The 26,414-nt window shown below is 65.6% G+C and carries 28 protein-coding genes; 22 read left to right on the forward strand and 6 right to left on the reverse strand.

The genetic code is table 11. From position 1 onward, the window contains the following. Positions 1–143: 143 nt before the first annotated feature. The 3 genes from AC0CH8_RS08075 to AC0CH8_RS08085 are packed head-to-tail and all read right to left on the reverse strand — an operon-like array spanning position 144 to position 1,756. Positions 144–464, reverse strand: coding sequence for a type II toxin-antitoxin system PemK/MazF family toxin (locus AC0CH8_RS08075; protein WP_465239432.1), 321 nt, complete (start codon positions 462–464; stop codon positions 144–146). Beyond that, positions 458–709: an AbrB/MazE/SpoVT family DNA-binding domain-containing protein gene (locus AC0CH8_RS08080; protein WP_465239433.1), complete on the reverse strand. Its 252-nt coding sequence runs from the start codon at positions 707–709 to the stop codon at positions 458–460. Before AC0CH8_RS08080 ends, AC0CH8_RS08075 begins: the two co-directional genes overlap by 7 nt. A gap of 39 nt (positions 710–748) precedes the next feature. Beyond that, positions 749–1,756, reverse strand: coding sequence for an SDR family oxidoreductase (locus AC0CH8_RS08085; protein ID WP_465239434.1), 1,008 nt, complete (start codon positions 1,754–1,756; stop codon positions 749–751). 150 nt (positions 1,757–1,906) lie between these two features. On the opposite strand from AC0CH8_RS08085, the gene AC0CH8_RS08090 reads away from it, so the two are divergent. The 16 genes from AC0CH8_RS08090 (at position 1,907) to AC0CH8_RS08165 (ending at position 16,446) form a co-directional block, all read left to right on the forward strand. Next, positions 1,907–2,488, forward strand: a complete 582-nt coding sequence (locus AC0CH8_RS08090) for a ClpP family protease (protein WP_465239435.1) — start codon at positions 1,907–1,909, stop codon at positions 2,486–2,488. Positions 2,489–2,561: 73 nt separating this feature from the next. Next, positions 2,562–3,341 (forward strand): succinate dehydrogenase iron-sulfur subunit, encoded by a 780-nt coding sequence (locus AC0CH8_RS08095; protein ID WP_204195944.1) that lies wholly within the window; start codon positions 2,562–2,564, stop codon positions 3,339–3,341. A gap of 5 nt (positions 3,342–3,346) precedes the next feature. Continuing rightward, a complete protein-coding gene (locus AC0CH8_RS08100; protein WP_465239436.1) occupies positions 3,347–3,802 on the forward strand; it encodes a PaaI family thioesterase in 456 nt (151 codons plus the stop codon). Between the two features lie 292 nt (positions 3,803–4,094). Beyond that, a complete protein-coding gene (gene zapE, locus AC0CH8_RS08105; protein WP_465239437.1) occupies positions 4,095–5,207 on the forward strand; it encodes a cell division protein ZapE in 1,113 nt (370 codons plus the stop codon). Between the two features lie 42 nt (positions 5,208–5,249). Beyond that, a complete protein-coding gene (locus AC0CH8_RS08110) occupies positions 5,250–5,705 on the forward strand; it encodes a hypothetical protein (RefSeq protein ID WP_465239438.1) in 456 nt (151 codons plus the stop codon). Positions 5,706–5,920: 215 nt separating this feature from the next. Further along, entirely contained in the window at positions 5,921–6,196 is a 276-nt protein-coding gene (locus tag AC0CH8_RS08115; protein ID WP_465239439.1) for a hypothetical protein, read from the forward strand. A gap of 124 nt (positions 6,197–6,320) precedes the next feature. Continuing rightward, positions 6,321–7,283, forward strand: coding sequence for a malate dehydrogenase (mdh, locus tag AC0CH8_RS08120; protein WP_465239440.1), 963 nt, complete (start codon positions 6,321–6,323; stop codon positions 7,281–7,283). 63 nt (positions 7,284–7,346) lie between these two features. After that, positions 7,347–7,643 carry a GIY-YIG nuclease family protein gene (locus tag AC0CH8_RS08125; RefSeq protein WP_465239592.1) on the forward strand — a complete coding sequence of 99 codons (297 nt, stop codon included), beginning with the start codon at positions 7,347–7,349 and terminating at the stop codon, positions 7,641–7,643. 55 nt (positions 7,644–7,698) lie between these two features. Beyond that, positions 7,699–8,583, forward strand: coding sequence for a succinate--CoA ligase subunit alpha (gene sucD / locus AC0CH8_RS08130; protein ID WP_055845745.1), 885 nt, complete (start codon positions 7,699–7,701; stop codon positions 8,581–8,583). Positions 8,584–8,659: 76 nt separating this feature from the next. Beyond that, a complete protein-coding gene (locus AC0CH8_RS08135; protein ID WP_465239441.1) occupies positions 8,660–11,629 on the forward strand; it encodes a 2-oxoglutarate dehydrogenase E1 component in 2,970 nt (989 codons plus the stop codon). 54 nt (positions 11,630–11,683) lie between these two features. Continuing rightward, positions 11,684–12,898, forward strand: a complete 1,215-nt coding sequence (gene odhB / locus AC0CH8_RS08140) for a 2-oxoglutarate dehydrogenase complex dihydrolipoyllysine-residue succinyltransferase (protein ID WP_204195937.1) — start codon at positions 11,684–11,686, stop codon at positions 12,896–12,898. A 7-nt stretch (positions 12,899–12,905) separates the two neighbouring features. Further along, positions 12,906–13,142 (forward strand): DUF433 domain-containing protein, encoded by a 237-nt coding sequence (locus tag AC0CH8_RS08145; RefSeq protein WP_465239442.1) that lies wholly within the window; start codon positions 12,906–12,908, stop codon positions 13,140–13,142. Between the two features lie 3 nt (positions 13,143–13,145). Next, complete coding sequence (locus AC0CH8_RS08150) at positions 13,146–13,505, forward strand: DUF5615 family PIN-like protein (RefSeq protein WP_465239443.1); 360 nt, start codon at positions 13,146–13,148, stop codon at positions 13,503–13,505. 1 nt (position 13,506) lies between these two features. Then, positions 13,507–14,904, forward strand: coding sequence for a dihydrolipoyl dehydrogenase (gene lpdA / locus AC0CH8_RS08155; protein WP_465239444.1), 1,398 nt, complete (start codon positions 13,507–13,509; stop codon positions 14,902–14,904). Between the two features lie 439 nt (positions 14,905–15,343). Next, positions 15,344–15,655, forward strand: a complete 312-nt coding sequence (locus tag AC0CH8_RS08160) for a GCN5-related N-acetyltransferase (RefSeq protein ID WP_465239445.1) — start codon at positions 15,344–15,346, stop codon at positions 15,653–15,655. A 116-nt stretch (positions 15,656–15,771) separates the two neighbouring features. Then, entirely contained in the window at positions 15,772–16,446 is a 675-nt protein-coding gene (locus AC0CH8_RS08165; RefSeq protein ID WP_465239446.1) for a DUF4893 domain-containing protein, read from the forward strand. 2 nt (positions 16,447–16,448) lie between these two features. Here the strand turns inward: AC0CH8_RS08165 and AC0CH8_RS08170 are convergent, their stop codons facing one another. From AC0CH8_RS08170 to AC0CH8_RS08180, 3 genes are all read right to left on the reverse strand, one after another. Then, a complete protein-coding gene (locus AC0CH8_RS08170) occupies positions 16,449–16,691 on the reverse strand; it encodes a hypothetical protein (RefSeq protein ID WP_465239447.1) in 243 nt (80 codons plus the stop codon). Between the two features lie 10 nt (positions 16,692–16,701). Continuing rightward, positions 16,702–18,399, reverse strand: coding sequence for a patatin-like phospholipase family protein (locus AC0CH8_RS08175; RefSeq protein ID WP_465239448.1), 1,698 nt, complete (start codon positions 18,397–18,399; stop codon positions 16,702–16,704). 105 nt (positions 18,400–18,504) lie between these two features. Then, positions 18,505–18,897, reverse strand: a complete 393-nt coding sequence (locus AC0CH8_RS08180; protein WP_204195929.1) for a hypothetical protein — start codon at positions 18,895–18,897, stop codon at positions 18,505–18,507. A 150-nt stretch (positions 18,898–19,047) separates the two neighbouring features. Here AC0CH8_RS08180 and uvrA point away from each other — a divergent pair, with 150 nt between their 5' ends. The 6 genes from uvrA to AC0CH8_RS08210 all read left to right on the forward strand — a co-directional run bounded on the left by uvrA (position 19,048) and on the right by AC0CH8_RS08210 (position 26,268). After that, on the forward strand, positions 19,048–21,957 hold the full coding sequence (gene uvrA / locus AC0CH8_RS08185; protein WP_465239449.1) for an excinuclease ABC subunit UvrA: 2,910 nt from the start codon (positions 19,048–19,050) through the stop codon (positions 21,955–21,957). A gap of 79 nt (positions 21,958–22,036) precedes the next feature. Continuing rightward, positions 22,037–23,308, forward strand: coding sequence for a DNA methyltransferase (locus AC0CH8_RS08190; protein WP_465239450.1), 1,272 nt, complete (start codon positions 22,037–22,039; stop codon positions 23,306–23,308). A 36-nt stretch (positions 23,309–23,344) separates the two neighbouring features. Continuing rightward, the gene (locus tag AC0CH8_RS08195; RefSeq protein WP_465239451.1) at positions 23,345–24,178 is read left to right on the forward strand and encodes a hypothetical protein; all 834 of its coding nucleotides are present in this window, start codon (positions 23,345–23,347) and stop codon (positions 24,176–24,178) included. Positions 24,179–24,275: 97 nt separating this feature from the next. After that, positions 24,276–25,511, forward strand: a complete 1,236-nt coding sequence (locus AC0CH8_RS08200) for a hypothetical protein (RefSeq protein WP_465239452.1) — start codon at positions 24,276–24,278, stop codon at positions 25,509–25,511. Positions 25,512–25,539: 28 nt separating this feature from the next. After that, entirely contained in the window at positions 25,540–25,824 is a 285-nt protein-coding gene (locus tag AC0CH8_RS08205; protein WP_465239453.1) for a hypothetical protein, read from the forward strand. 18 nt (positions 25,825–25,842) lie between these two features. Then, positions 25,843–26,268, forward strand: a complete 426-nt coding sequence (locus AC0CH8_RS08210) for an OsmC family protein (RefSeq protein WP_055845706.1) — start codon at positions 25,843–25,845, stop codon at positions 26,266–26,268. Positions 26,269–26,414 lie beyond the last annotated feature (146 nt).

Below are 26,414 nucleotides of genomic sequence, written 5' to 3' on the forward strand. Positions count from 1 at the left end.
GGGTAGCGCTAAAATCACGATCTTCCCCGGCGAAGGCCGGGGTGCAGCTTTCATCTACTCTGTGATGCTCACCGACTTTACCCGAACTGGACCGGGTCCTTTGTCCGTAAGGCTGGGTGGCCAAATCGGAGAAGACGGGCATCTCACGGTGCGAACATTTCCCGCAATACCGCCAACGTCTCCCGCAGAATGACTGCATCCACGCGGCCCATCCGTTTGACCAGCCGCACCCGGTCGAGCGTCCGCATCTGATCGACGAGCAGCAGCCCGGATTTGCCCTTGAACGTCACCGCTACCCGGAACGGGGCGGGGCGGCTGCCGCTGGTCAACGGTACCACCGTGGCAGTGCGCAGATGCGTGTTCATTTCGTCGGGTGACACGATCAGACAAGGGCGCGTCTTCTGGATTTCGCTGCCGAGCGTCGGGTCCAGCGCCGCGAGCCAGACCTCGCCGCGCTTCACCATGTCAGTTCGGTATCGCCATCATTGCCGAAGGTGCGCCACTCGGCGGCGTCATCCTCTGCACCGACGATTGCAGCCCCCTCCGCCCAACCGGCTCTCACGGGTGCGGCCACCGGCTCCGCAATGAGCACGCCGTTATCCACTCTCAGCTTCATGCGCGCACCAAGCGTAGCGCCGATCTCCGCCAAAGCAGCCTTCGGCACGATCATGCCGATCGAGTTGCCCATCTTGCGCAGCGAGGTTTCCATAATGTCGATATGGCATCACGCCTAAGGCAGCACAATGTTCTAACGGGCTGATCGACGCCGCCGTCCCGCGAGCACCGCCGCCGTCACCGCCACGACCCCGATAGCCGCCGTTGTCTTCGGGTGAAGCGCCGCCGCCGTGTACACGCTGGTCCTGCGCGCCGCCGGATGTTCGCCCGACCGCACCTCGCCGGCGCGCACTCCCCTTTCCAGGTTGCTGGGTCCGGGCTGTTCCTTGTCGCGATCGACGAAGCTGCGCGCAGCGATCGGGGCCAGCTTCTCGTACAAGGCCGGGAAATGCGCCGCGAACAGCGCCTGCATCCGGCCCGCGCCGCCGACGGTCACTTCACGCCGCGCGTGGACCGCACAGTCGAGGATTGCATCGGCGACCAGTTGCGGATCGTAGACCGGGGGCGGAATCTGTGCCTCGCCGCCCTCGTGGTTCGCGGCGTGCTGCCCGATCGGCGTGTCGATGCCGGACGGCTTCACCAGCGTCACCACGATCGGCTCGCCCGCAGCCGCCAATTCCATCCGCAGTCCTTCGACATAGGCCTTCACCGCGTGCTTCGACGCCGCATACGCGCCCATCACGGGGCTTGCCATGTCCGACACGATCGATGCGACGGTGATGAGAGCGCCGCCCTGCTTGCGCAGATGAGGGACCGCAGCCTGACACCCGTGCACCGTTCCGAAATAGTTGGTCCGGAACAGTCGTTCATGCTCGTCGTCGGGCGTCTCCAGCAGCTTCGCGTAGATCGCGACGCCGGCATCGTTGATCCACGTGTCGATTCGGCCGAACCGTTCGACCGCATGCGCCGCTGCCGCCTCCAGCCCTTCGCGGTCGCCGACATCCGCCGCCTTGAACGCCACCGAGTAACCCTCCGCCTCCAGCTCCGCCACGATGTCGCGCAGGACGTCCTCCGATCGCGCCACCAGCACGACCTTCGCACCGGCCCGCGCTGCCGTCCGCGCGGTGGCGAGGCCGATGCCGGAACTGGCGCCGGTGATGACGACGACCTGGTCGGCGAGTGGTTTGAGTGTCACGGGCATGCAGGTTCCTTCGGCAGATGCTGCGACGGCAACCGGGAGCTGGCAGGGTGGTTCCGCCCAAGATGCTGGAATAGTTACATAAGTGAAATCGCATAGGGCATAATCTGTGCGTCTGCGGAACCTGTCCTGCGACGGGCGGTTCGGCGCGCCATGACCGACACTTCTCCCGCCAGCAACGCGCGCAACTATCCGTTGCTCGCCGAACCGCACATCCAGCTTTACGGACCGGTGAACGAAGCGATGTACGCCACCTTCAAGGATCAACTGCTCGCCGCGCCGCAGGACGGACCGCTGGTCGTGTCGCTGACGACGCTGGGCGGTGACCCGGAGATGGCGCGGGCGATGGGCGACTCGATCCGGCTGCTGCGCGAGTATACCGGCCGCGAGACGCTGTTCCTGGGCAAGGTCGCGGTCTATTCCGCCGGCGCGACGTTCATGGCGGCCTTTCCCGCCGACAGCCGTTTCCTGACCAAGAACAGCCGCGTGATGATCCACGAACGGCAGATGCAGTCGACAATCCAGCTCAACGGTCCGCTGAACGGCCTGTCCGCGATCCTGAAGGCCAAGCTCCACGAGATCGAGGATTCGATCAACATCCAGAACGAGGGGTTCGAGGACCTGATCCGCGGCACCGGCGTAATGATGGAGCAGTTGCTGAAGAAGGCGCCGGCCAATTGGTACATCGAGGCGGAGGAGGCACGATCGCTCGGTCTGGTGCTCGACGTTATCTGAACGCGAAAACGGGGGTTGGCCCGGCGCCCCCCCGTGATGTAACGCGAACCGACCTCCTCGATCGGAAAGTTTCATGGCCGAATTCCGCCTGCCCAAGAACAGCGTCGTCAAGAAGGGCGCGACGCACCCGGCGACCACGCAGGGCCGGCTGAAGAAATTCAAGGTCTACCGCTACGATCCCGATAGCGGCGAGAACCCGCGCTATGACAATTTCGAGGTCAACCTCGACGAGTGCGGACCGATGGTGCTCGACGCGCTCATCAAGATGAAGAGCGAGCAGGACTCGTCGCTGACGTTCCGCCGTTCCTGTCGCGAGGGTATTTGCGGATCGTGCTCGATGAACATCGACGGTCGCAACGGCCTCGCCTGCACGACGGCGATCGAGGACGTGAAGGGTGAGGTGCGGATCACACCGCTACCGCACATGGACGTCGTCAAGGATCTCGTTCCGGACTTCACGCACTTCTACGCGCAGTACAGCTCGATCAAGCCGTGGTTGCAGACCGTCACGCCGCCGCCCTCCGGCAAGGAGCGGTTGCAGTCGCCCGAGGATCGCAACAAGCTCGACGGCCTGTACGAGTGCATCCTGTGCGCCTGCTGCTCGACCTCGTGCCCCAGCTACTGGTGGAACAGCGACAAGTTCCTCGGGCCGGCAATCCTGTTGCAGGCGTATCGCTGGCTGGCGGACAGCCGGGACGAGATGACGGGCGAGCGGCTCGACGAGCTGGAGGATCCGTTCCGCCTCTATCGCTGTCACACGATCATGAACTGCGCGAACGTCTGCCCCAAGGGTCTGAACCCCGCCAAGGCGATCGCCGAGATCAAGAAGATGGAAGCCGAGCGGGTCGTCTGACGCCCGTGCACGAGCATTTCGTCGATGCCGAACTGCCGGGCGAGCCCGGCTGGCGGAGCTGGGACGCGGTCGACCGCACACGCTTCAACGCGCTGCTGGGGTCGATCGCCTACCGGGTCGAAGGGGAGGGACCGGCACGTCGCGCCCGCGTGCGGATGCATCCGGAGCGCCGGCATTCGAACCTCCGCGAGAATGTGCATGGCGGTGCGATTCTCGCGTTCATCGACGTGGCACTCTTCGCCGGCGCGCGCGCGTTCGGCTTGCTGGAGGCGGGTACGGCAGTGACGCTCGGTCTTGATACACAGTTCATCGGTGGCGGCACGATCGGCGAGCCGCTCGATGCGGAGGTCGAGCTGCTGCGCGAGACGGGTCGCCTGCTGTTCCTGCGTGGTCTGGTGGTACAGGGCGAGACGAAGGTCGCGGCATTTTCCGGGACGGTGCGCAAGCCGACGCTGCGCTAGTCGGACGGATCGGGCGGCACGCTGGTCTCCGGGGACCGACCGGGGAAACCGCCACCGTCCCTGCTCCGCCGCCGCTTCTGCATGTCGGCGCTGACAGTGGGCACATCGCCCGCTCGGGCAAAATCACTGGCCTCCCACCTCCGCGGGACCGCATCGAAAGCTGCGGAGCACCGGACGGCCTCGACTTCCCACTGTATCGTCGTCAGTGCGCAGCGATGGGCTGATCGCCCAGGTCTAAATCCGTACCTCAAGCGCTCCCGTGAGGCGAGCGGACCCGAAGAAGCGAACCAGCATGCCCAACGTCCTCGCCGCCTATGATGCGCTCGTCGCTGCCGGTGAACTCCGCCCCGATGCGGCGCAGGCCGGTGCCGCCCGCCGGCTCGACGCGCTCGCGACCACGCTGGAGCATCCGCCGCAGACCGGCCTGTTCGCTCGCCTGATCGGTCGTCGCGCCGAAGCGCCGTGCGGCGTGTACCTGTGGGGCGATGTCGGACGCGGCAAGTCGATGCTGATGGACCTGTTCTTCGAGCATCTGGACATCCCCTCGAAGCGGCGCGTCCACTTCTCCGAATTCATGATCGAGGTGCATGGCCGCATCGCCGTGGAGCGGCGCAAGGAGGTCGGCGACCCGATCCTCCCCGTCGCCGCCGCGCTGGGCGAGGAGGCGCGGCTGCTGGCGTTCGACGAGATGATGGTCACGAACAGCCCCGACGCGATGATCCTGTCGCGGCTGTTCACCGCGATGATCGGCGCGGGGGTGACGATCGTCGCCACGTCCAACCGCGCCCCGAGCGACCTCTACCGGAACGGCCTCAACCGCGAGCATTTCCTGCCCTTCATCGCCTTGATCGAGCAGCGGCTCGACGTGCTGTCGCTGCGCGGCCCGGTGGATTATCGCCGCGACCGGTTGGGATCGCAGGACACATGGCTGGTACCGAACGGTCCGGAGTCGACCGCCAACCTGTCGGCCGCCTTCTTCCGCCTGACCGACCACGAGGTGACGGAGCCGATCCCGTCGGAGGACCTGCCGGTGCAGGGCCGCATGCTGCGCGTCCCGAAGACGCTGAAGGGTGTCGCAGTGTTTTCGTTCAAGAAATTGTGCGGCGAGGCGAAAGGCGCGGCTGATTATCTCGCGATCGCCCGCCGCTACCACACGGTCATCCTCGTCGGTATTCCGAAGCTCGGCCCCGACAACCGCAACGAGGCCGCGCGCTTCGTTCAACTCATCGACGCGCTGTACGAACACAAGGTCAAGCTGCTCGCCGCCGCGGATGCCCAGCCCGACCAACTCTACCCCATAGGCGACGGGCGCTTCGAGTTCGAACGCACCGTCAGCCGCCTCGAAGAGATGCGGTCGGATGAGTATCTGTGCGCCGGGCATGGCGAGACCGTGGTTGAAGCGTAGGATATTTGCCGGTTCCATGTCGTTGACGTAACGTCGTCTCTTATGGCGTTTTGCAAAACTCTGGTGCTTAGTCTGTCGGTGACTCTGCTAAACGGTTGCTCGCAATCAACGGAATTGAGCGCGCGATTTATAAACGGTCGCCTTGCTTTTGTACCGCTGGACAACGCCTTGGGCTGCATCCGCGATGTTGAGGTTAGCGAGCAAGTGTCGGGTAGGGTCGTCTGGAAAGTCGACTATGACCATTCAGAAGCGCGGGCTTGTACCGGGGGGGCGCCGTTATTTTTCGGGCGGCTGCCCGGTCGTGCTGCAAGCAAGCCTGCCGAAAGGCTCAAGGTCGGTATCGTCTATGAGGTCAGCGGTTCAGCAGCTGGCAGTAACTATTTCGGCGGGATGTTCCGGATCACTCGAATGGTCGGCTATCGTGCCGAGGACGTCGCTGAAAGCCGGAGCATGACCTTGGCTGAAGATGTCAAAACACTGGGCCATGATGTTAAATGATGACGCGAACAACTTGCGTGGAGCGACGACGTCGCACGCGGCGACCACGGAATGACGCCATCGATCGCGGTGCCGGGGGCGATCGGCATCCCCAGGGGCGATGCGAGCGCAAACGGCTCGTGACGGCACCGGGCGCTTCGAGCAGCGTGACCGGGTTCGCGCGCTTCGCTATCGTCGCGCTGCTGGTCGCGGCAACACCAGCCTGTGGAGGGCAGATGAGCTTCGATAAGGATCGCTGGGCGCAGGAAAAAGGGAATTACGACGGCAAGAACGCGCGCGGCGCGATGGTCGGCGACCTTGCCGCTGCCGGCGTCTCTCCCGGCGCGACAAAAGAACGGGTCCGCGACCTGCTCGGCGAGCCCGATTCGACCGGGCCAGCAGCGGATGTCTACTATCTGGGCCGGAGCGCCTCAGGCCCGAGCTTCGAAACGTATCGCATCGCGTATGATCCGAAAGGGCTCGTCACCAGCGCCTCGCTCGCCCGCACGTGATCTTAAAGATACTGCGAACCATTATCAAAGATTAACAGGAAGGCCGGTGTTTAGCGGTTGTGCCCCCCCGCAGATGCGCCTATGCGGCTGATCCCATCACGCCTGTAGACCGGAAGAGGATTGGATGGCCCGCAAGAAGATCGCGCTGATCGGCGCCGGTAATATCGGCGGCACGCTCGCCCATCTCGCGGCCCTGAAGGGGCTCGGCGATGTCGTCCTGTTCGACGTGGTCGAGGGCGTGCCGCAGGGCAAGGCGCTCGATCTTTCGCAGTGCGCGCCCGTTGAAGGCTTCGACGCGGAGATCAAGGGCTCGAACGATTACGCCGACATCGCCGGCGCGGACGTCATCATCGTCACCGCCGGTGTCGCGCGGAAGCCCGGCATGAGCCGCGACGACCTGCTCGGCATCAACCTGAAGGTGATGAAGGCGGTCGGCGAGGGTATCAAGAACAACGCCCCCGACGCGTTCGTGATCTGCATCACCAATCCGCTCGACGCGATGGTCTGGGCGCTGCGGGAGTTCTCCGGCCTGCCGACGCACAAGGTCGTCGGCATGGCGGGCGTGCTCGACTCGGCGCGCTTCAGCCACTTCATCGCCGACGAGTTCAAGGTGTCGGTGAAGGACGTCTCGACCTTCGTGCTCGGCGGCCACGGCGACACGATGGTCCCGGTCGTCCAGTACTCGACCGTCGCGGGCATCCCCGTCCCCGACCTCATCAAGATGGGCAAGTCGACGCAGGAGAAGATCGACGCGATCGTCAAGCGCACGCGCGGCGGCGGCGGCGAGATCGTCGGCCTGCTCAAGACCGGCTCGGCCTATTACGCGCCCGCGACCAGCGGCATCGCGATGGCGGAGGCGTATCTGTTCGATCAGAAGCGCCTGCTGCCCTGCGCCGCCTATGTCGACGGCCAGTATGGGCTGGACGGCCTGTATGTCGGTGTTCCCGTCGTGATCGGTGCCGGCGGCGTCGAGCAGATCGTCGAGATCGCGCTCGACGAGGAGGCCAAGGGCAATTTCCAGGTTTCCGTCGATGCGGTCAAGGAACTGTTGGTGGCTTGCAAGGGCATCGACGGGTCGTTGAACTAACCCGAACCCGGAGGGGCTTACCACCCCGGCGAAGGCCGGGGTCCAGTCTGGTTGAAGGACGTGATGGAAAGGCAAGCCTTCGTCTACATCATGGCCAGCGGCCGGTACGGTACGCTCTACTTGGGTTCGACGGTGAATCTCGTGAAGCGGATTTGGGAACATCGTAACGGCGTCGTTCCCGGTTTCACCAAGCGTTATGATTGCAAGCTGCTCGTCTGGTACGAGGCGTGTGGCGAGTGGGAAACGGCAAGGCAGCGCGAGCTGCAGATGAAAGGGTGGAAGCGAGACTGGAAAGTGCGAGAGATCGAAGGGCTGAACCCCGACTGGGCCGACCTGTACGACCGTATCGCTCTACCATGATCGTCTTCCCGACTGGACCCCGGCCTTCGCCGGGGTGGACAGGATTGGAGATCAAATGAGCATCCTCGTCGACCGCAATACCAAGGTCATCACCCAGGGCATGACCGGCGAGACCGGCAGCTTTCACACCAAGGCGGCGCTGGAATACGGCACGCAGATGGTCGGCGGCGTCACGCCGGGCAAGGGCGGCACCGAGCATCTCGGCCTGCCCGTCTACAACACCGTCGCCGAGGCGAAGGCGAAGACCGGCGCGACCGCGTCGGTGATCTACGTGCCGCCCCCCTTCGCGGCGGATTCGATCCTCGAGGCGATCGACGCCGAGATCCCGCTGATCGTCACGATCACCGAAGGCATTCCGGTGCTCGACATGGTCCGCGTCAAGCGCGCGTTGTCGGGATCGAAGTCGCGCCTGATCGGCCCGAACTGCCCCGGCGTGCTGACCCCCGGCCAGTGTAAGATCGGCATCATGCCCGGTTCGATCTTCAAGCAGGGCTCGGTCGGCGTCGTCTCGCGCTCCGGCACCCTGACCTATGAGGCGGTGTTCCAGACCTCGAACGCCGGCCTCGGCCAGACGACCGCGGTCGGCATCGGCGGCGATCCGGTCAACGGCACCAACTTCATCGACGTGCTCGAACTGTTCCTCGCCGACGAGGCGACGCAGTCGATCATCATGATCGGCGAGATCGGCGGCGATGCCGAGGAGCAGGCGGCGCAATTCCTGATCGACGAGGCCAAGCGTGGCCGCAAGAAGCCGATGGCCGGCTTCATCGCGGGTCGCACTGCGCCTCCGGGTCGTCGCATGGGCCATGCCGGCGCGATCGTGTCGGGCGGCAAGGGCGATGCCGAGAGCAAGATCGCGGCGATGGAAGCCGCCGGGATCAAGGTCGCGGCGTCTCCGTCGGAGCTGGGCTCGACCCTGCTGGAAGTATTGAACGGCTGAACCGGGCTGTGTCCCCGCGCAGGCGGGGACACAGTACTGTGCTCCCGCCTGCGCGGGAGCACAAGAGGACAGAGACATGGGCTACGAAGGCCAGGATTTCAGCGACATCGCCTCGGGCGTCAGCCCGGCGTTCATCGAAGGCTTGTACGCCAAGTACCAGTCCTCGCCCGGCGATGTCGAACCCGGCTGGCGCTCCTTCTTCGAGGGGCTGGAGAACGGCGCGCAGGGCCCGAGCTGGCAGAGCGCCCGCTGGCCGCTGACCAGCACGGACGATCTGACCGCCGCGCTCGATCCGACCCAGATGGAGCCTGCGCCGAAGCCCGCGAAGGGCGGCAAGCCCGCCGCCGCCGCTCCGGCCGCCGCCGCGCCGTCGAAGGACGACGTCGTCAAGGCGGCGGGCGACGCCATCCGCGCGCAGCTGCTGATCCGCACCTACCGCGTTCGCGGCCACCTTGCCGCCAATCTCGATCCGCTCGGCCTGTCCAAGCGCGAGATGCCCGATGACCTGAAGACCGAATATTACGGCTTCTCCGACGCCGATCTCGATCGTCCGATCTATCTGGGCGGTACGATGGGCTTCGACTGGGCGACCGTCCGCCAGCTCGTCGACACGCTGCGCAAGAATTACTGCGGCAATGTCGGCCTCGAGTTCATGCACATCGTCGATGTCGAGGAACGCCGCTTCCTGCAGGAGCGGATGGAGGGCCAGGACAAGGCGATCGACTTCACGCCTGAGGGCAAGAAGGCGATCCTGACCAAGGTCGTCGAGGCGGAGCAGTGGGAGAAGTTTCTCGGCCGCAAGTATGTCGGCACGAAGCGTTTCGGGCTCGATGGCGGCGAAAGCATGATCCCCGCGCTCGAAAGCATCATCAAGTACGGCGGCCAGATGGGCGTCAACGAGATCGTGTTCGGCATGGCGCATCGCGGCCGGCTGAACGTCCTCGCCAATGTCATGGCGAAGCCGCTGCGCGTGATTTTCCACGAATTCGCGGGCGGCTCGGCCAACCCGGACGACATCGGTGGCTCGGGCGACGTGAAGTACCACCTCGGCACCTCCACCGACCGTCAGTTCGACGGGCACAAGGTGCACATGTCGCTGGTCGCCAACCCGTCGCATCTGGAGGCGGCGGACCCCGTCGTCCTCGGCAAGACGCGTGCGATCCAGACGATCGCCGGCGATCTGAAGGATCACACCGGCGCGCTGCCCGTGCTGATCCACGGTGACGCGGCGTTCGCGGGGCAGGGAATCGTCTGGGAATGCCTCGGCTTCTCGGGCATTCGCGGCTACAACACCGGCGGCTGCGTCCACTTCATCATCAACAACCAGATCGGCTTCACGACCAGCCCGCAATTCGCGCGCTCGTCGCCCTATCCGTCGGACGTCGCGAAGGGCGTGCAGGCGCCGATCTTCCACGTCAACGGTGACGATCCGGAGGCCGTGACCTTCGCGACGAAGATGGCGATGGAATTCCGCCAGACCTTCCACCGCGACATCGTCATCGACATGTGGTGCTATCGCCGCTTCGGTCACAACGAGGGCGACGAGCCGTCCTTCACCCAGCCGCTGATGTACAAGGCGATCAAGGATCACGCGCCGGTCAGCGAGATCTACGCCAAGCGCCTCGTCGGCGAGGGCGTGGTCGATCAGGCATGGGTGGACGAGCAGGTCAGCCGCCACGTCACGCTGCTGGAAGGCGAGTTCGAGGCGGGCGCGTCCTACAAGCCCAACAAGGCGGACTGGTTCGCCGGCCGCTGGTCCGGCCTGTCGGCCCCCGCCGAGGGCGAGTCCAGCCGTCGCAACATCGAAACCGGCCTGTCGACCAAGCTGTTCGACTCGCTCGGCCGTACGCTGACGACGATCCCCGACAGCATCCAGGTCCACAAGACGCTGAGCCGCGTGCTCGACGCCAAGCGGCAGATGTTCGCGACCGGCAGCAACTTCGACTGGGCGACCGGCGAGGCGCTGGCGTTCGGGTCGCTGCTGTCGGAAGGATACGGCGTCCGCCTGTCTGGTCAGGACTCGGGCCGCGGGACCTTCTCGCAGCGTCACGCGGTGTGGATCGACCAGACCGACGAGCACAAGTTTGTGCCGCTTCAGGGCATCGAGCATGGCCGCTTCGAGGTGCTCGACAGTCCGCTGTCCGAATATGGCGTGCTCGGGTTCGAATATGGATATGCGCTGGCCGATCCGAAGACGCTGGTGCTGTGGGAGGCGCAGTTCGGCGACTTCGTCAACGGCGCGCAGATCATGATCGATCAGTTCATCGCGTCGGGCGAGGCCAAGTGGTTGCGTGCCAACGGCCTCGTCATGCTGCTGCCGCACGGGTACGAAGGGCAGGGGCCGGAGCATTCGTCGGCCCGGCCGGAACGCTTCCTGCAACTGTGCGCGGGCGACAATATGCAGGTCGCGAACTGCACCACGCCGGCCAATTACTTCCATCTGCTGCGCCGGCAGATGCATCGCAATTTCCGCAAGCCCCTGATCGTGATGACGCCCAAGTCGCTCCTCCGCCACAAGCTGGCGGTGTCGACGGCGGCGGAGTTCCAGGGCGACACCCACTTCAAGCGTATCCTGTCCGACACCAACGGTGCTCCGGATGCGACGACGAAGCGGCTGGTGCTGTGCACCGGCAAGGTCGCCTACGACCTGATCGAGGCGCGGGACGCGGCCGGCGATACGGAGACGCAGATCGTCCGCGTCGAGCAATTGTATCCGTTCCCCGGCGACGCTTTGGCGACGCGGGTGGCGCGGATGCCGAACCTCGAAGAGGTGATCTGGGCGCAGGAAGAGCCGAAGAACCAGGGCTATTGGTTCTTCGTCGAACCGCTGATCGAGGAGTCGCTGGGCAAGGCGAACGCGACGGTCCGCCGTGCGCGTTACGCCGGCCGTACCGCCGCCGCATCGCCCGCCACCGGCCTGATGAAGCGTCACCAGACCGAGCAGGGGGCGCTGGTCGCCGACGCGCTCGGCCATTCGGTTCGCGACGAGATTCGCCGCAGCCGCGACGCCGAGACGACGAAGAAGGCCGGCAAGGCCGCAAGCTAAACCACCCAGTACTGGGCTCCCGTCCTGTCGGGGGCACAACGAAGGCAGAAGATCATGGCAACCGAAGTTCTGGTCCCCGTTCTGGGCGAATCGATCACCGAAGCGACGCTCGGCGAGTGGCTGAAGCAGCCGGGCGACAAGGTCGCCGCCGACGAACCGATCGCGTCGCTGGAAACCGACAAGGTTTCCGTCGAGGTGCCGTCGCCGGTCGCCGGCGTGATGGGCCAGCACGCGGTGTCGGTCGGCGATACGGTGCAGGTCGGCGCGATGATCGCGACGATCGACTCGGGTGACGGCGCCGCCGCTGCCCCGGCGCCGGCCGCCGCACCTGCCGCTGCTCCGACCCCCGCCGCCGCTCCCGAGCCCGAAACGACCGGCGACACCCCCGCTGCTTTGTCGCCGTCGGTGCGCCGCGCGGTGCTGGAGCACGGCGTCGATCCCGCGACGATCAAGGGCACCGGCAAGGATGGCCGCCTGACCAAGGAAGACGTCGCCGCCGCCGCCTCGTCCAAGCCAGCGACGACGTCGGCTCCGGCCGCGCCGGCCGCCGCCGCTCCGGCGACGGGCGGCCGCAAGGAAGAGCGCGTCAAGATGACGCGTCTCCGCCAGACGATCGCCAAGCGCCTGAAGGAGGCGCAGAACACTGCCGCGATGCTGACGACGTTCAACGACGTCGACATGACCGCGGTGATCGAGGCGCGCGCCAAGTACAAGGACCTGTTCGAAAAGAAGCACGGCGTCCGCCTCGGCTTCATGGGCTTCTTCGTGAAGGCTGCGACGATGGCCCTGAAGGACATCCCGTCGGTCAACGCCTCGATCGAGGGCGACGAGATCGTCTATCATGATTACGCCGACATCTCGGTCGCGGTGTCCTCGCCCGGCGGCCTCGTCGTCCCCGTCATCCGCGATGCGCAGGACCTATCGGTCGCCGGCATCGAAAAGACGATCGGCGATTTCGGCAAGCGCGCCAAGGAAGGCGCGCTGAAGATGGACGAGATGAAGGGCGGCACCTTCACAATCTCGAACGGCGGCGTCTTCGGCTCGCTGATGTCGACCCCGATCATCAACCCGCCGCAGTCGGCGGTGCTCGGCCTTCACCGGATCGAGGATCGCCCGGTCGTCGTGAACGGGCAGGTCGTGGTGCGGCCGATGATGTACCTCGCGCTCAGCTACGACCACCGCCTGATCGACGGGCGCGAGGCGGTGACGTTCCTCGTCGCGCTGAAAAATGCTATCGAGGACCCGACCCGCATCCTGATCGACCTGTGAGGTAGCGATGAACTGGCGCGACCATATCCATTCGGATCCCGGCATCCTGGGCGGCAAGCCCGTGGTGAAGGGTACGCGGATCTCGGTCGAACTCATCCTCGAATATTTCGCGGAAGGGGCGTCGATCGCCGAAATCCTGGAGGCGTACGACCACATCACGGAAACCGACGTTCGCGCCGCGGTGGCGTTCACGCATGACCTCCTCGTCAAGGAAGCGTCCGCCGCACGTCGAGAAGCCGCCTGATCGGTGGCGTATCTCGCGGACGAGAATACGCACAAGGGTGTCGTGACGCGCCTGCGAGATGCCGGTCTGGACGTCGAATGGCTCAGTCAATCGACTCCGGGCGGAACCGATCACGACATCCTTTCACGCGCCGATATCGGACGACTTGTTCTGATTACCTGTGATCGCGATTTCGGCGACCTGATCTTCAGCCGCGGCATGCCGACGCCGAGGGCCATCCTCTATGTCCGGCTGCCTCACCGGCAGGCCGATGCCACCGCCGATCGGCTTTTGTCGCTGATTGAACGCGGCGGGATCGAGGGCCACATCATCACCATCACCAAGGACGGCGAACGCACCAAGCCGTTCCCCGCTGGAGCATAACATGGCTGACTACGACTATGACGTCCTCGTGATCGGCTCCGGCCCCGGCGGGTACGTCGCCGCGATCCGCGCCGCGCAGCTCGGCCTGCGCACGGCGTGTGCGGAGAGCCGCGAGACGCTGGGCGGCACCTGCCTCAACGTCGGTTGCATCCCGTCCAAGGCCCTGCTGCATGCGTCGGAACTGTACGCGGAGGCCACCGGTGGCCACCTTGCCAAGTTCGGTGTCGACATCCAGGGCGCGACGCTCAACCTCGACCAGATGCACGCCGAGAAGGCGAAGGCGGTCAAGGAACTGACCGGCGGCATCGAATTCCTGTTCAAGAAGAACAAGGTGACGTGGCTGAAGGGGCGCGCCGCGTTCCAGGACGGCCATACCGTCAAGGTCGGCGACCAGACCGTTACGGCGAAGGACATCGTCATCGCCACCGGCTCGTCGGTCACCCCGCTGCCCGGTGTCGAGGTCGACCAGAAGGTCGTCGTCGACTCCACCGGCGCGCTGGCGCTGCCGAAGGTGCCGGAGCATCTGGTCGTCATCGGCGGCGGCGTCATCGGCCTTGAGCTCGGTAGCGTCTGGAAGCGGCTCGGTGCCAAGGTCACCGTCGTCGAGTATGTCGATCAGATCCTGCCCGGCTTCGATGGCGAAGTCCGCAGGGAGTCGGCCAAGCTGTTCAAGAAGCAGGGCTTCGAACTGATGACCTCGACCAAGGTCACCGGCGTCGCTGTGAACGGCGACCGCGCCACCGTGTCCATCGAGCCGGCCGCGGGTGGGGAGGGCACCACGCTCGACGCCGATGCGGTGCTCGTCGCGATCGGTCGCAGGCCCAACATCGACGGTCTGAACCTGGAAGCCGCGGGCGTGCAACTGACCCAGCGCGGTCAGGTCGGCATCGACCACGACTTCCGCACCAACGTCGCCGGCATCTGGGCGATCGGTGACGTCGCCCCCGGCCTGATGCTCGCGCACAAGGCCGAGGACGAAGGCGTTGCGGTCGCGGAAAACATCGCCGGCCAGACCGGGATCGTGAACCACGACGTGATCCCCTCGGTCGTCTACACGATGCCCGAAATCGCCGGCGTCGGCCTGTCCGAGGAAGCCGCCAAGGAAAAGGCCGGCGAGATCAAGGTCGGCAAATTCCCCTTCGCCGCCAACAGCCGCGCCAAGACCAACCGCGACACCGACGGCTTCGTAAAGGTCATCGCCGACGCCAAGTCGGACCGCGTTCTGGGCGTCTGGATCATCTCCTCGCTCGCCGGCACCATGATCGCGCAGGCCGCGCAGGCGATGGAGTTCGGCGCCACGTCGGAGGATATCGCCTACACCTGCCACGCGCATCCGACACACGCCGAAGCGCTCAAGGAAGCGGCGATGGCCGTGCAGGGGAAGCCGATCCATATCTGAGCCGCAGCCGGGCGCAGCGCAGCAGCGCCGCGCCCACGGCCAGATCAGCCGGCCGGCGCTGCGAGCGCCGATCGACGGCACGGCTTCGCCGTGACCAGCCGCAACGGGAGTGCCCCCGGGCGCATTCCCGCGAAGGCCGGCCGGCGGCGCTGCGAGCGCCGACCGACGGCACGGCTTCGCCGTGACGCCCCTTCTTCACCCAGCGCCCGTGGCGAGCCGTTCTGCTCGACGGCTCGCCGTCATGCTTGCCCGCTCCCGGCATACACGGTCCCACAAGACCGAAGCCCGCCAAGTTCGCAGCTCATGCGATGCCGGAACAGCGTCGCCCAACGACCCCTCGCGCATAAATCCAGCCTCCAACAGCGCAGCATTGGCAAGAACGCGGCATCCGAACGTTACGACAGGATTCCACAATCCGCCCGGTCCGCACCGCTCAAAAATGAAACCCCGCACCACGCTCGAAGCCGACTGGCTCCATCTCACCCGCACGACGCTCCCGGCGTTGGCGAAGGACCGTAGCTGGCCGGTCAGCGCCGATCATTGTTTCCAGCGCATCCTGCTCGACAATGCGTGCGGCGGCCCGTGGTACGACCACGTCACCGGCCGTCCCGCCTATCGCCACATCGACGCGGATCGCCTCGCCGCCGCGACACGCCTGGGCAACGACGTGGCAGAAGGGACCGCCGACCTCCACGCCCTCAACCGCGCCTCCCTCGCTTGGCGTGGCAAGCGGCGTCCACCGACCGCCTGACCGGGCTCGGTTCGCCGCACGGACGAACGACGTTTACTTTTCGTTAACCAGCTGCATTTACCTTTCGTCAACGAACCACCCGCCACCTGTTGATACCCCCGAAGGAGCCTCGCGCCATGAACCGCGTAGCCGTGACGATCGCGCTCGCCCTGCCGCTCTCCGCCGTGTCTCTGGCCGGATGCGCGCATCGGCCCCGCTCGACGGTGGCGCTGGAGCCCACGCCCCCGCAGCCACAGGGCTGGCGCGCGCTGGCGACGGCGGAGGACCAGGCCCGTCTCGACGCGCTGCCGCAGCGATGGGCGGAGGCGAAGACCCGCATCACCCGCCGTTACGCCGCCAAGGTCACTGCGGAGGGTGCGCTGCTCGATCCCGCCGCCGCATTGCCGCTGCCCGCGCTGCCGCCGGGACCGTACCGATGCCGTCTTGTCCGGCTCGGCGGTCCCGCGCCGATCGCCAGCTTCAAGCCCGATTTCTGCTACATCGAGGGTGACGCGAAGGGCGTCGCCTTCACCAAGGTCGACGGCGCCAACCTGCCGGGTGGCTGGCTGTTCGAGGATGGCGCGACCCGTCAGGTCCTGCTCGGCGGGACCCGATCTCATCCGACGCAGCAATCCCCCGGTTACGGCACCGATCCGACCCGCGACGTTGCCGGCATCGTCGAACGCGTCGGCCCGTTCCGCTGGCGCCTCGTCCTGCCCAAGGCGGGCAGGGGCGCACTGCTCGACATCTACGAACTCGTCCCCGTCCCGCCCGCCGTTCCCGGTGCGACCCCGGCCGTGGCGGGGAAATAGGCTCAGTCGCCGCTTTCGTCGCGGGCGACCTGTTGCGAGAAATGCGCGATGCGGTCACGAGCCTGTTTCAACGCGTCCCCATCGGGTTGCCAGATGGTGGCCACGCCCCGGTGGTCATCCGCCTTCTGCACCGGCGATTGCGGCTCTGCCGAATACGTCTCCTTACCCGGAAGGTCGAAACCGAGCGAGATCGCCGTTGCGCGTCGAAGATCGTCCGCCGTTCCGAAAAATTTACGTTCCGCCATGTGATCGCTCCTACGACTGCTGCGCGATGAGGGAGTGGGCCAGCGCAATAGCATCATTTCTGAATTGCTTCATGAACGCCGGATCCTGGACTTCATCGTCCAGCGCGTCGCTGCTATCCATACACAGGACCCGTTCCGGATCGCTACCGAAGCCACTATCGGTAACCGGCAAGATGGGGATGCAGATAGCACTGTCAACGTCGGGCCGGATCAGCGCCCGTTCGTATTTGGTCATGACCAGCGCTCTCGACGGACGGCTTCCGATCCTGCCCAGCAGCGGGCTGTTCTGTTTGAAGCACCGTGGCGCGATATCGTTGCGATTGTCGAATTCGAGCCGATCGTCGGCGTCTCCATCCATGCCCGCGCTCGCGACGACCCTGAATGACGTCGTCATAGCATCCTGCGCGTTGATGGGGTCGATCAGCGACAGCCTCAGCCGCGGCGTGGGGCGGCCTTCCTTGGTTCGGCGTGCTGCGATGCTTCTCTCGACCTCCGCCAGGATGTCCTTCAGGATACGGGCCGTGAGTTCCGCAGTGCGACGTCGCTCCGTCAGCATGCGTCGGGCGCTCTCGAGTCCGCCGGTGAACGCGGCATCGGCCGTCTTGCGGTCGCAGTCGAACGATAGCGTGTTGAGGGGACTTGGCAGCGAAATGACCTCGAGATCAGGCACGAATTCCTGAACGACCTCTTGGCTGCCGAAGATGCCGGTCTTCACGACGCTCGATATGAAGGTGACCAGACCGGGTCGCCCTGATCTGGTTTTTGCTCTCGCCCTGACGGGCATCGCGTCAAGCGTGAAGGCGAACAACGGAATGCGATTGATCCCGGTCAGCCGTTCCAGCGCCCGCTTTTCATTACGGAATGCCCAAGCGGGAAGGTTGGAGATCAACCCGCCGTCCATGTAGATGGGCGCCGTGTCCTGCGGGGCGCCCTCGATGACGGGCGATCGGATGACGAAAGGAATGGCGGCCGATGCGGCAACGGCATCGGCGATGACGACGTTGGCATCCCCGTCCTTCTGGTCGAACACGATCATCTTTCCCGATCGTGCGTCGGACACAATCACCTTCAGCGGTACGCAGCCCCGGACCTTCAGATGATCGAAGCGCACCCGTTCGTGACTTTTCAGCAGCGGTTTGCCGGCGAGTTTGCGTTGATGATTGATCTTGTCTCGTAACAGCGTGTCAAGCATCGCCCGCATGTGGACGCTGTCGAACAGTCCACGACGAAGGATGACCGGCCCAATCAGGCAGCCAAGCAGCACGAGGAATGTCGCCGTGACGGAAACGGCAACCAGTTGATAGCCCCATGCTCCCGTCCCGAGCAGCACGACGTCGACAAGCAACATCGCCGCGCAAAGTCCAGCGAGCGGCTTCAACAGCCAACGCAACATCTTCAGGCGCCACCATCCCACCCGGCCCAGCAGATCGACCGGCGTCTTGTTATTCCTGGTAAGAAGGTCGGTGCCCTGAACGATGTCGTAAAGTTCGTCGGCGCGATACCCCACCGCCACCAGTGCGGCGACGATGGCGCCGGCCGAACTGCCTGCCGCACCGACGATCTCCAGTCTTGCGTCCTCCATCGCCTTGACTGCGCCAAGATGAGTGATGCCCTTCGCACCGCCGCCTTCGAAGATCGCATAGGCGGGATCGACAGATGGCGGAGTCGGTCCAGATGCTGCCGATGATGATATCGCGACAGATGCCATTGAACTTGCCCCCTTTTGCCGAACTGCATCTCCCCAGATCAGTCCAGCATCTATGAAGTTAGCACATCTCCAAACATGGAGTCATTGTAATTTCCAACGACATCTTCACGCTTTCTTTCCCCCGAACAACCTCCCGAGCACCTGCTCCGCCGCCTGCGTCAGCGCGTCGGCGATCACCTGCGGGTCGGGCGTGCGCTGGGTGCCCTGGGGCGTGCCCTGTGGCGGCGGAGAGGGCGGGGTCGGGGGCGCCGCCGGCTCCGGCGCGGCAGCAGCCTCGGCCGCCTTCGTCCGCTCGCGCCCGGCATTGACGATCGCCGCGCTGGCCGCCGCCGCCGCCATCGTCAGCCCGGCGGTCAGCACCTCGCGCCCGGCCGGCGTGTTCGCCTGCGCCAGCAGCGCTTCGCCACGGTCGAGCAAGGCCTCGCCCTTCTGTCGCAATTCCTTGGGCAGCTTCACGCCGCCGATCCGCTTGGGAATGCGTTTGGCCTTCTTCGTCATGCTCGGCTCCACTGGTGTCGTGTAGATATAAGACACGTCCGCGGCCTGTCATCCCCCCGTCGCTACCCCTCGCAACTCGCGCGCCTCGACCCTAACTCACCGCAAAGCCCCATCTAGCCCTTCGCGCAGAACGGAAGTAGAACGCCTGATATGCTGACCAAAATTTCCGTCCGCGGCGCGCGCGAGCACAACCTGAAGGATGTCAGCGTCGACATCCCCCGCGACACGCTGACCGTCATCACCGGCCTGTCGGGGTCGGGCAAGTCCTCGCTCGCGTTCGACACGATCTATGCGGAGGGGCAGCGTCGCTACGTCGAATCGCTGTCCGCCTATGCTCGCCAGTTCCTGGAACTGATGCAGAAGCCCGACGTCGACCATATCGAGGGCTTGAGCCCTGCGATCTCGATCGAACAGAAGACGACCTCGCGCAATCCGCGCTCGACGGTCGCGACCGTGACCGAGATCTACGATTACATGCGGCTGCTGTGGGCGCGCGTCGGTGTGCCCTACAGCCCCGCCACGGGGGAGCCGATCGCCGCGCAGACCGTGTCGCAGATGGTCGACCGCGTCATGACCCTGCCCGAGGGGACGCGCCTGCTGCTGCTCGCCCCTGTCGTGCGCGGCCGCAAGGGCGAGTATCGCAAGGAATTGGCGGAGTGGCAGAAGGCCGGCTTCACCCGCGTCCGCATCGACGGTCAGGTGCATGAGATCGAGGACGCCCCCGCGCTCGACAAGAAGTACAAGCACGACATCGAGGTCGTCGTGGACCGCCTCGTCGTGCGCGAGGATATCGCCACGCGCCTCGCCGACAGTTTCGAAACCGCGCTGAAGCTCGCCGACGGCCTCGCCTATGTCGACCCAGCCGACCCGGTCGAACCGCGCACCCCTGAAAGCGTCGTGCTGGGCGACCACGCGCCCCCCGGCCGCATCGTGTTCTCGGAAAAGTTCGCCTGCCCCGTCAGCGGCTTCACGATCGCGGAGATCGAGCCGCGGCTGTTCTCGTTCAACGCCCCGCAGGGTGCGTGCCCGGCCTGCGATGGGCTCGGCGAGAAGATGATCTTCGACGAGGACCTCGTCGTCCCCAACCACGCGCTGTCGATCAAGAAGGGCGCGGTCGTGCCCTGGGCCAAGTCCAACCCGCCATCCCCCTATTACATGCAGGTGCTGGGCAGTCTCGCGAAGGCGTTCGACTTCGCGATGGACACGCCGTGGTCCGACCTGCCCGAGGATGTCCGCGCCCAGATCCTGCACGGCACCCGCGGCAAGCCCGTCACGCTGACCTTCGTCGACGGCAAGAAGAAGTACGACGTCAACAAGCCGTTCGAGGGCGTGATCGGCAACCTCAACCGCCGCCTGCTCCAGACCGAGAGCGCGTGGATGCGCGAGGAGCTGACCAAATACCAGTCGTCGCGCCCGTGCGAGACCTGCCACGGCGCCCGCCTCAAGCCAGAGGCGCTGGCGGTCAAGGTCGCGATGCGGGACATCAGCTACGCCACGCACCTGTCCGTGGTCGACGCGCTCCAGTTCTTCACCGACCTGCCGACCCATCTCGGCGACCAGCAGCGCGCAATCGCCGAACGCATCCTGAAGGAGATCGTCGAGCGGCTCGGCTTCCTCAACAATGTCGGCCTCGATTATCTCAACCTCGACCGCACCAGCGGCACGCTATCGGGCGGCGAGAGCCAGCGCATCCGCCTCGCGTCGCAGATCGGCAGCGGCCTGTCCGGCGTCCTCTACGTCCTCGACGAGCCCTCGATCGGCCTGCACCAGCGCGACAACGACATGCTGCTCGCCACGCTGCGCCGCCTGCGCGATCTCGGCAACACCGTGCTGGTCGTGGAGCATGACGAGGACGCGATCCGCACCGCCGACTATGTCATCGACATGGGGCCGGGCGCGGGCGTCCACGGCGGCGAGATCGTCGCGCAGGGCACGCTGAAACAACTTCTGAAGTCGAAGACCAGCATCACCGCCGACTATCTCAACGGCACGCGCATGGTCCCGCTCCCGGCCAAGCGCCGCAAGGGCACCGGCAAGAAGCTGACCGTCCACAACGCTACCGCCAACAACCTGACCGGCGTCACCGCGTCGATCCCGCTCGGCACCTTCACCTGCATCACCGGCGTCAGCGGGTCGGGCAAGTCCAGCTTCACGATCGACACGCTGTTCGCCGCCGCCGCGCGCCAGCTGAACGGCGCGCGCATCCTCGCGGGCAAGCACGACAAGATCACCGGGCTGGAGCATCTCGACAAGGTCATCGACATCGACCAGTCGCCGATCGGCCGCACCCCGCGATCCAACCCCGCCACCTATACGGGCAGCTTCACGCAGATCCGCGACTGGTTCGCCGGCCTGCCGGAAAGCCTCGCGCGCGGGTACAAGCCCGGCCGCTTCAGCTTCAACGTCAAGGGCGGCCGGTGCGAGGCGTGCCAGGGCGACGGCGTGCTCAAGATCGAGATGCACTTCCTCCCCGACGTCTACGTCACCTGCGACGTCTGCCACGGCGCGCGCTACAACCGCGAGACGCTGGAGGTGAAGTTCAAGGGGCACAGCATCGCCGACGTGCTCGACATGACGGTCGAGGACGCCGCCGAGTTCTTCAAGGCCGTACCGCCGATCCGCGAAAAGATGGCGATGCTGGTCGAGGTCGGCCTCGGCTACGTCAAGGTCGGGCAACAGGCGACCACCCTGTCCGGCGGCGAGGCGCAGCGCGTCAAGCTGGCCAAGGAACTCGCCCGCCGCGCGACCGGCAACACGCTCTACATCCTCGACGAACCCACCACCGGCCTGCACTTCGAGGATGTCCGCAAATTGCTGGAAGTCCTCCACGCGCTGGTCGAGCAGGGCAACACCGTCGTCGTGATCGAACACAATCTGGATGTCATCAAGACCGCCGACTGGATCGTCGACCTTGGCCCCGAAGGCGGCGTCAAGGGTGGCGAGATCGTCGCCGTCGGCACCCCCGAACAGGTGGTGAAGGAACCCCGCAGCTATACGGGCAAATACCTGACGCCGTTGTTGAAGGGCGGGGCTGGCAGCGAGGCGGTGGCGGCGGAGTGAGGGCGGATCATCGCTCGGATCGACAACGTGACTGGTTCCCGCGATGGGATGCGCTACAGGACGACGGAATTTCCGGAGCATGTCGTTGACGACCGCACAAATCGATATGTTCGCGACTGACGAGCCGCTGCCGATACGACCCTCGCAGCCCACGACTTTCGTCAACAATATGGCGTTGCCCGGTCATCGCTGGTTCCGCTATTCCGCCGGCTATTCGGCAAGCTGGGCAGGTGCCCTGATCGAGCGCAAGGGTGCGAAGCGGGTCTTCGATCCTTTCGCGGGGTCGGGGACGACCCTGTTGGCCGCGCAAGCTGCCGGTGCTGAAAGCATCGGGATCGAAGTTCACCCGCTGATCGCGCGCCTTTGCGCCGCCAAACTGACGTGGGATCGCCCCACGGACGAAATCGCCGCTGCAGGAGAGGCCGTTCTCGCGCTGGCTCCCACGATCGAAACGGACGAGCAATCCTCTTCCGACCTGATCCGTCGCATCTATCCTGCTGAGACATATCGACGTCTGGCGGCCCTGCGAGAAGCCAGTGCCCGGACCTCGTGCGAACTGACGCGGCTGGCGCTCATCGCCATCCTGCGAGAATGCTCTCCCGCTGGAACAGCGCAGTGGCAATATGTTCTTCCCAACCGCGCCAAGGCGCGAGTGAAAGACCCTTACGTCGCCTTTCGGGAGAAGTTGGGCCAGATCACCAGCGACATGCGCCTCATGCAACGTAGCGTGTCTTCGCCTCCTCCCGCGCGTCTCATCGAGGGAGATGTCCGGCAGCGTCAGGATATAGAGAGGGGCTGGTCGGATTTCGTCGTGACCTCGCCACCCTATGCAAACAATTACGATTACGCGGACGCGACCCGGATTGAGATGGCGTTTTTGGGCGTCGCGGACAGCTGGTCCGATCTTCGCTCGATCCGCGATATTCTGATCCGTTCGTGCAGCCAGCAGATGTCAGGCTACGATGCCGCGAATACGCTAGAAACTGATCCGCTTCTTGGAGCGATCCGGGACGACTTGGCCGTGGCTTATGATGACCTTGCGACCGTGCGCCTCACCAAGGCGGGCCGGAAAGCCTATCATTCTATGATCGTCGCGTATTTCTCCGATCTTGCACGTGCTTGGCAGCAGGTTCGCCATGCCGTCCGGCCGGGCGGCGGATGCTGCTGGGTCGTCGGAGACTCCGCCCCTTACGGGGTGCATGTCCCCGTGGAGCAATGGCTGGGACGGCTCGCCGTCCAAGCAGGCTTCGACAGCTTCCGGTTCGAACCGATCCGCGAGCGCAATGTGAAGTGGGAAAACCGCAAGCACCGTGTCCCGCTTCGTGAGGGTTATCTCTGGGTGAAAGGGTAGAGAGTGGCGGACGCACCAGGTCATTTATTGGGTCAGATGATCGGCAGCTATCTGGAGGCTGCGGCCGAGCCCGAATTGCGTGCCTTGGTCAATCGGCATGCCATGCACCTTGATGTCAAAGGCGACCGCCCGGGGATCAGGCAGGGAACTCTACTGTCGTTGAAGGACGCGGAGGGCAACAACCACAATCTGGATTTCGTGATCGAGCGATCTGAGGCAAAGGTCGGCGAAGATCCGGTATATGCGGCGTTCGTGGAATGTGCCTGGCGGCGGTACGGAAAACATTCCAAGGCTAAAGCTCAGGAGTTGCAAGGTGCCGTGCTGCCGCTCGTCGCGAAGCATCGGACCGTCGCGCCGGTGCCGGCGGCGATCGTTGCCGGCGAGTGGACCCGGCCGGCGATCAAGCAGCTTGAGACCTCTGGCTTCGTTGTACTCCAGATGAACTTTGCGAAGCTTGCATCGGCATTCGCGAAACATGGCGTCGACATCTTCGGCCGAGACAAGGTGCCGGACCTATTCTGGGCGAAGCAGGTCGCTACCCTCCAGGCGATGAACGAGGCGGCGAAGCTGGACCTCGTGAAGACGATTCGGGAAACGCACGAAGACGATTTTACGTCGTTCATCGAAGATCTTGAGGCAAGGATCGTTCGGTCGGTCGACGAAGTCGCCATTGAATTTTTACATGGTCGATCAGTGGCGTATCCGTCATTGGCCGATGCGATTGAGGGCGTCCGCAAATACAGCGATGACCAGCCCGCGATGCCGTTCATTCGCTTCATCTTCAAGGTCAAGTTCACGAACGGCGATGCGGTCAACGGAAGCTACGCCGCGAAAGCCGATGCCATCGCATTTCTCCAAAAACTGATGTGACCAGCTTGCTGGGTAATGTTTGCCCCAGTTCACCCGCCCCTGTCCTACAACCCCGCGCATAAGATACATGGTCCGTCCTCTCTCGAAAGGACAAACCATGAACGCGCCCACGCCCTGCGACATTCGCCACGACGGCTGGACCGGTGAGCGGCAGCGCGCGTTCCTCGAGTCCGTCGCGGTGGGGGCGACGGTGGAGGAGGCGTGCCGGCATGTCGGCATGTCCGTCTCCTCCGCCTATGCGCTGCGGCGGCGCGCGGCGGGGTCGGCCTTCGCCTTGGGGTGGCAGGCGGCCAGCCTGCTCGCGCGGGACAGGATCGCCGATGCGTTGACCGCCCGCGCGATCGACGGGCAGGTCGATACCTACAGCCGCCCGGACGGATCGACCTGGACGCGGCACCGCTTCGACAACCTTCTCGCCTCGACCATGCTCGCGCGGCTCGACCGGCAGGCGGACGACGCCGCCGGCACTCCGTCGCAGGGTGCGGCGCGGCTGATCGCCAGCGGTTGGGACGCGTGGCTGGCAGGGATGGCCGCCGACGACAGCCCCGCCGCCGCCGGGCTGTTCCTGCAACGCCGCGGGCTGGCGGGGGAGGGGCCAGCCTCCGGCAACGGCGCACAGGACGAACGCGACCTCGCGCCGCTGCTCGCGCTCGCCGCCGCCGATCGCTGGCTGCGCGTCGGCGCGGACATCGCGCGGGAGGTCGACATGACCGACCTCGATCCCGCCGCCCGCGCCGGCTGGACCGCGGAGCAATGGACGCGGGCGGAGGCGGCCGGCCTGCTCCGCTTCGCCGCCCCGGCCCGCGATGTGGAGGACGATGCGCCGACGCCTCCACTTCCTCCACTTCGCACCGCGGCGCAGGCCATGAACGACGATGCGCTGCACGTTTGGCAGCACACCCGTACCGGGCTGTTCCTCACCGATTTCCCGCCGCCGCCCGGTGCGGAGGATGTGCTGGAGTTCGGCCGATGGGGCGACGCCACTTATGAGCGCCAACTCACTGACGAGGAAGGCGCGCTGATGGATCAAGCCTATCGCCTGTATCGCATGGCCGATGGCGAGCTGGTCGACCCCGAACAGGCGGAGGCGGCACGCCTCGCCTATTTCGATGCGGTGCGCGCGGACATCGCCGCGCTGCGCGAAGGAACGACCCCGCCGCCCGGGGGGTTGAACGCCGCATCCTCCTCCAGCGAAAGGCAAGACGATGGCCCCCCGCACTCCGGCGAATTCCGCCGAGACGAAGACGCCCGCCCGCAAGGCGCCCACTCGCAAGGCGAATGCGACGGGTTCGACGGGCAAGCCGCGCGCCGCTCGCCGTTCGCCCTCGCGTAACGCGAAGCCCGCCGACCGCCGCTTCGGCATGCGGACGCTGGCCGCCGGTGCCGCCGCGCTCGGCCTCGCCGGTTCGCTGGCGGCCGCCTTCTTCGTCCGCCGTCGCGTCAGCGAGGCTGCGGCGTCGAGCCCGGCCGAACATGCCGTGCCCGATCTCGCCGCCGACGCGCCGCGCCCCGGCACCAACCGCGCGCCAGAGGCTTTCCGGCCGGACCCCACGGCGGTGCCGACCGCGGAAGAGCGTGAGAGCCTGCGCCCAGCGACCGGCCCGGCCCCCAGCCTCGCCGCCGATCGCGGCACGACGATTCAATAAGCGAAGGAATAGAAGCGCATGACGACACGCACCGCCACCGCCCGCTACGAAGGTCTCGGCAAGGATGGCAAGGGCCATGTCAGCACCCAGTCGACGGTGCTGGACAACAATCCCTATGGCTTCGGCACCCGCTTCGGCGACGAGCCCGGCACCAACCCGGAGGAACTGATCGCCGCCGCGCACGCCAGCTGCTTCACGATGGCGCTCAGCTTCGCACTGGCGGGGGCCGGCTTCACCGAGGGAACGCTCGACACCAAGGCCGCGGTGCAGCTCGACAAGGACGGCGACGGCTTCACCGTCACCCGCTCCGACCTGACGCTGACCGCGACCGTGCCCGGCATCGAAGCCGCGCAGTTCGAGGAGATCGCGGCGGGTGCCAAGGCCGGCTGCCCCATCTCCAAGGTCCTGAACTGCGAGATCACATTGCAGCACACGCTGAACTGAGCCGAACCTTCTCCCTCCCCTTCAGGGGAGGGGCGGGGTGGGGCCTCTCCGCAGGCAGTAAGCCGGTGGAAAGGCCAGCTCCCACGCAACGATCCGTCACCCGGCGCATTTGATCGATATCAACCGGATAGAGAAAGGATGCGTGC

It is taken from the genome of Sphingomonas sp. AC435 (assembly GCF_979253005.1).

What these genes read in the sequence shown, in the direction of transcription:
- lpdA (WP_465239444.1), top strand. Translation starts at nt 13,507, where the DNA reads ATGGCTGACTACGACTATGACGTCCTCGTGATCGGCTCCGGCCCCGGC.
- AC0CH8_RS08190 (WP_465239450.1), top strand. Translation starts at nt 22,037, where the DNA reads ATGTCGTTGACGACCGCACAAATCGATATGTTCGCGACTGACGAGCCG.
- AC0CH8_RS08165 (WP_465239446.1), top strand. Translation starts at nt 15,772, where the DNA reads ATGAACCGCGTAGCCGTGACGATCGCGCTCGCCCTGCCGCTCTCCGCC.
- AC0CH8_RS08080 (WP_465239433.1), bottom strand. Translation starts at nt 709, where the DNA reads ATGGAAACCTCGCTGCGCAAGATGGGCAACTCGATCGGCATGATCGTG.
- AC0CH8_RS08125 (WP_465239592.1), top strand. Translation starts at nt 7,347, where the DNA reads ATGGAAAGGCAAGCCTTCGTCTACATCATGGCCAGCGGCCGGTACGGT.
- AC0CH8_RS08210 (WP_055845706.1), top strand. Translation starts at nt 25,843, where the DNA reads ATGACGACACGCACCGCCACCGCCCGCTACGAAGGTCTCGGCAAGGAT.
- AC0CH8_RS08110 (WP_465239438.1), top strand. Translation starts at nt 5,250, where the DNA reads ATGGCGTTTTGCAAAACTCTGGTGCTTAGTCTGTCGGTGACTCTGCTA.
- zapE (WP_465239437.1), top strand. Translation starts at nt 4,095, where the DNA reads ATGCCCAACGTCCTCGCCGCCTATGATGCGCTCGTCGCTGCCGGTGAA.
- sucD (WP_055845745.1), top strand. Translation starts at nt 7,699, where the DNA reads ATGAGCATCCTCGTCGACCGCAATACCAAGGTCATCACCCAGGGCATG.
- AC0CH8_RS08180 (WP_204195929.1), bottom strand. Translation starts at nt 18,897, where the DNA reads ATGACGAAGAAGGCCAAACGCATTCCCAAGCGGATCGGCGGCGTGAAG.
- AC0CH8_RS08195 (WP_465239451.1), top strand. Translation starts at nt 23,345, where the DNA reads ATGATCGGCAGCTATCTGGAGGCTGCGGCCGAGCCCGAATTGCGTGCC.
- AC0CH8_RS08200 (WP_465239452.1), top strand. Translation starts at nt 24,276, where the DNA reads ATGAACGCGCCCACGCCCTGCGACATTCGCCACGACGGCTGGACCGGT.
- AC0CH8_RS08075 (WP_465239432.1), bottom strand. Translation starts at nt 464, where the DNA reads ATGGTGAAGCGCGGCGAGGTCTGGCTCGCGGCGCTGGACCCGACGCTC.
- mdh (WP_465239440.1), top strand. Translation starts at nt 6,321, where the DNA reads ATGGCCCGCAAGAAGATCGCGCTGATCGGCGCCGGTAATATCGGCGGC.
- AC0CH8_RS08160 (WP_465239445.1), top strand. Translation starts at nt 15,344, where the DNA reads ATGAAACCCCGCACCACGCTCGAAGCCGACTGGCTCCATCTCACCCGC.
- AC0CH8_RS08085 (WP_465239434.1), bottom strand. Translation starts at nt 1,756, where the DNA reads ATGCCCGTGACACTCAAACCACTCGCCGACCAGGTCGTCGTCATCACC.
- AC0CH8_RS08170 (WP_465239447.1), bottom strand. Translation starts at nt 16,691, where the DNA reads ATGGCGGAACGTAAATTTTTCGGAACGGCGGACGATCTTCGACGCGCA.
- AC0CH8_RS08115 (WP_465239439.1), top strand. Translation starts at nt 5,921, where the DNA reads ATGAGCTTCGATAAGGATCGCTGGGCGCAGGAAAAAGGGAATTACGAC.
- AC0CH8_RS08090 (WP_465239435.1), top strand. Translation starts at nt 1,907, where the DNA reads ATGACCGACACTTCTCCCGCCAGCAACGCGCGCAACTATCCGTTGCTC.
- AC0CH8_RS08205 (WP_465239453.1), top strand. Translation starts at nt 25,540, where the DNA reads ATGCGGACGCTGGCCGCCGGTGCCGCCGCGCTCGGCCTCGCCGGTTCG.
- odhB (WP_204195937.1), top strand. Translation starts at nt 11,684, where the DNA reads ATGGCAACCGAAGTTCTGGTCCCCGTTCTGGGCGAATCGATCACCGAA.
- AC0CH8_RS08145 (WP_465239442.1), top strand. Translation starts at nt 12,906, where the DNA reads ATGAACTGGCGCGACCATATCCATTCGGATCCCGGCATCCTGGGCGGC.
- AC0CH8_RS08175 (WP_465239448.1), bottom strand. Translation starts at nt 18,399, where the DNA reads ATGGCATCTGTCGCGATATCATCATCGGCAGCATCTGGACCGACTCCG.
- AC0CH8_RS08095 (WP_204195944.1), top strand. Translation starts at nt 2,562, where the DNA reads ATGGCCGAATTCCGCCTGCCCAAGAACAGCGTCGTCAAGAAGGGCGCG.
- AC0CH8_RS08135 (WP_465239441.1), top strand. Translation starts at nt 8,660, where the DNA reads ATGGGCTACGAAGGCCAGGATTTCAGCGACATCGCCTCGGGCGTCAGC.
- uvrA (WP_465239449.1), top strand. Translation starts at nt 19,048, where the DNA reads ATGCTGACCAAAATTTCCGTCCGCGGCGCGCGCGAGCACAACCTGAAG.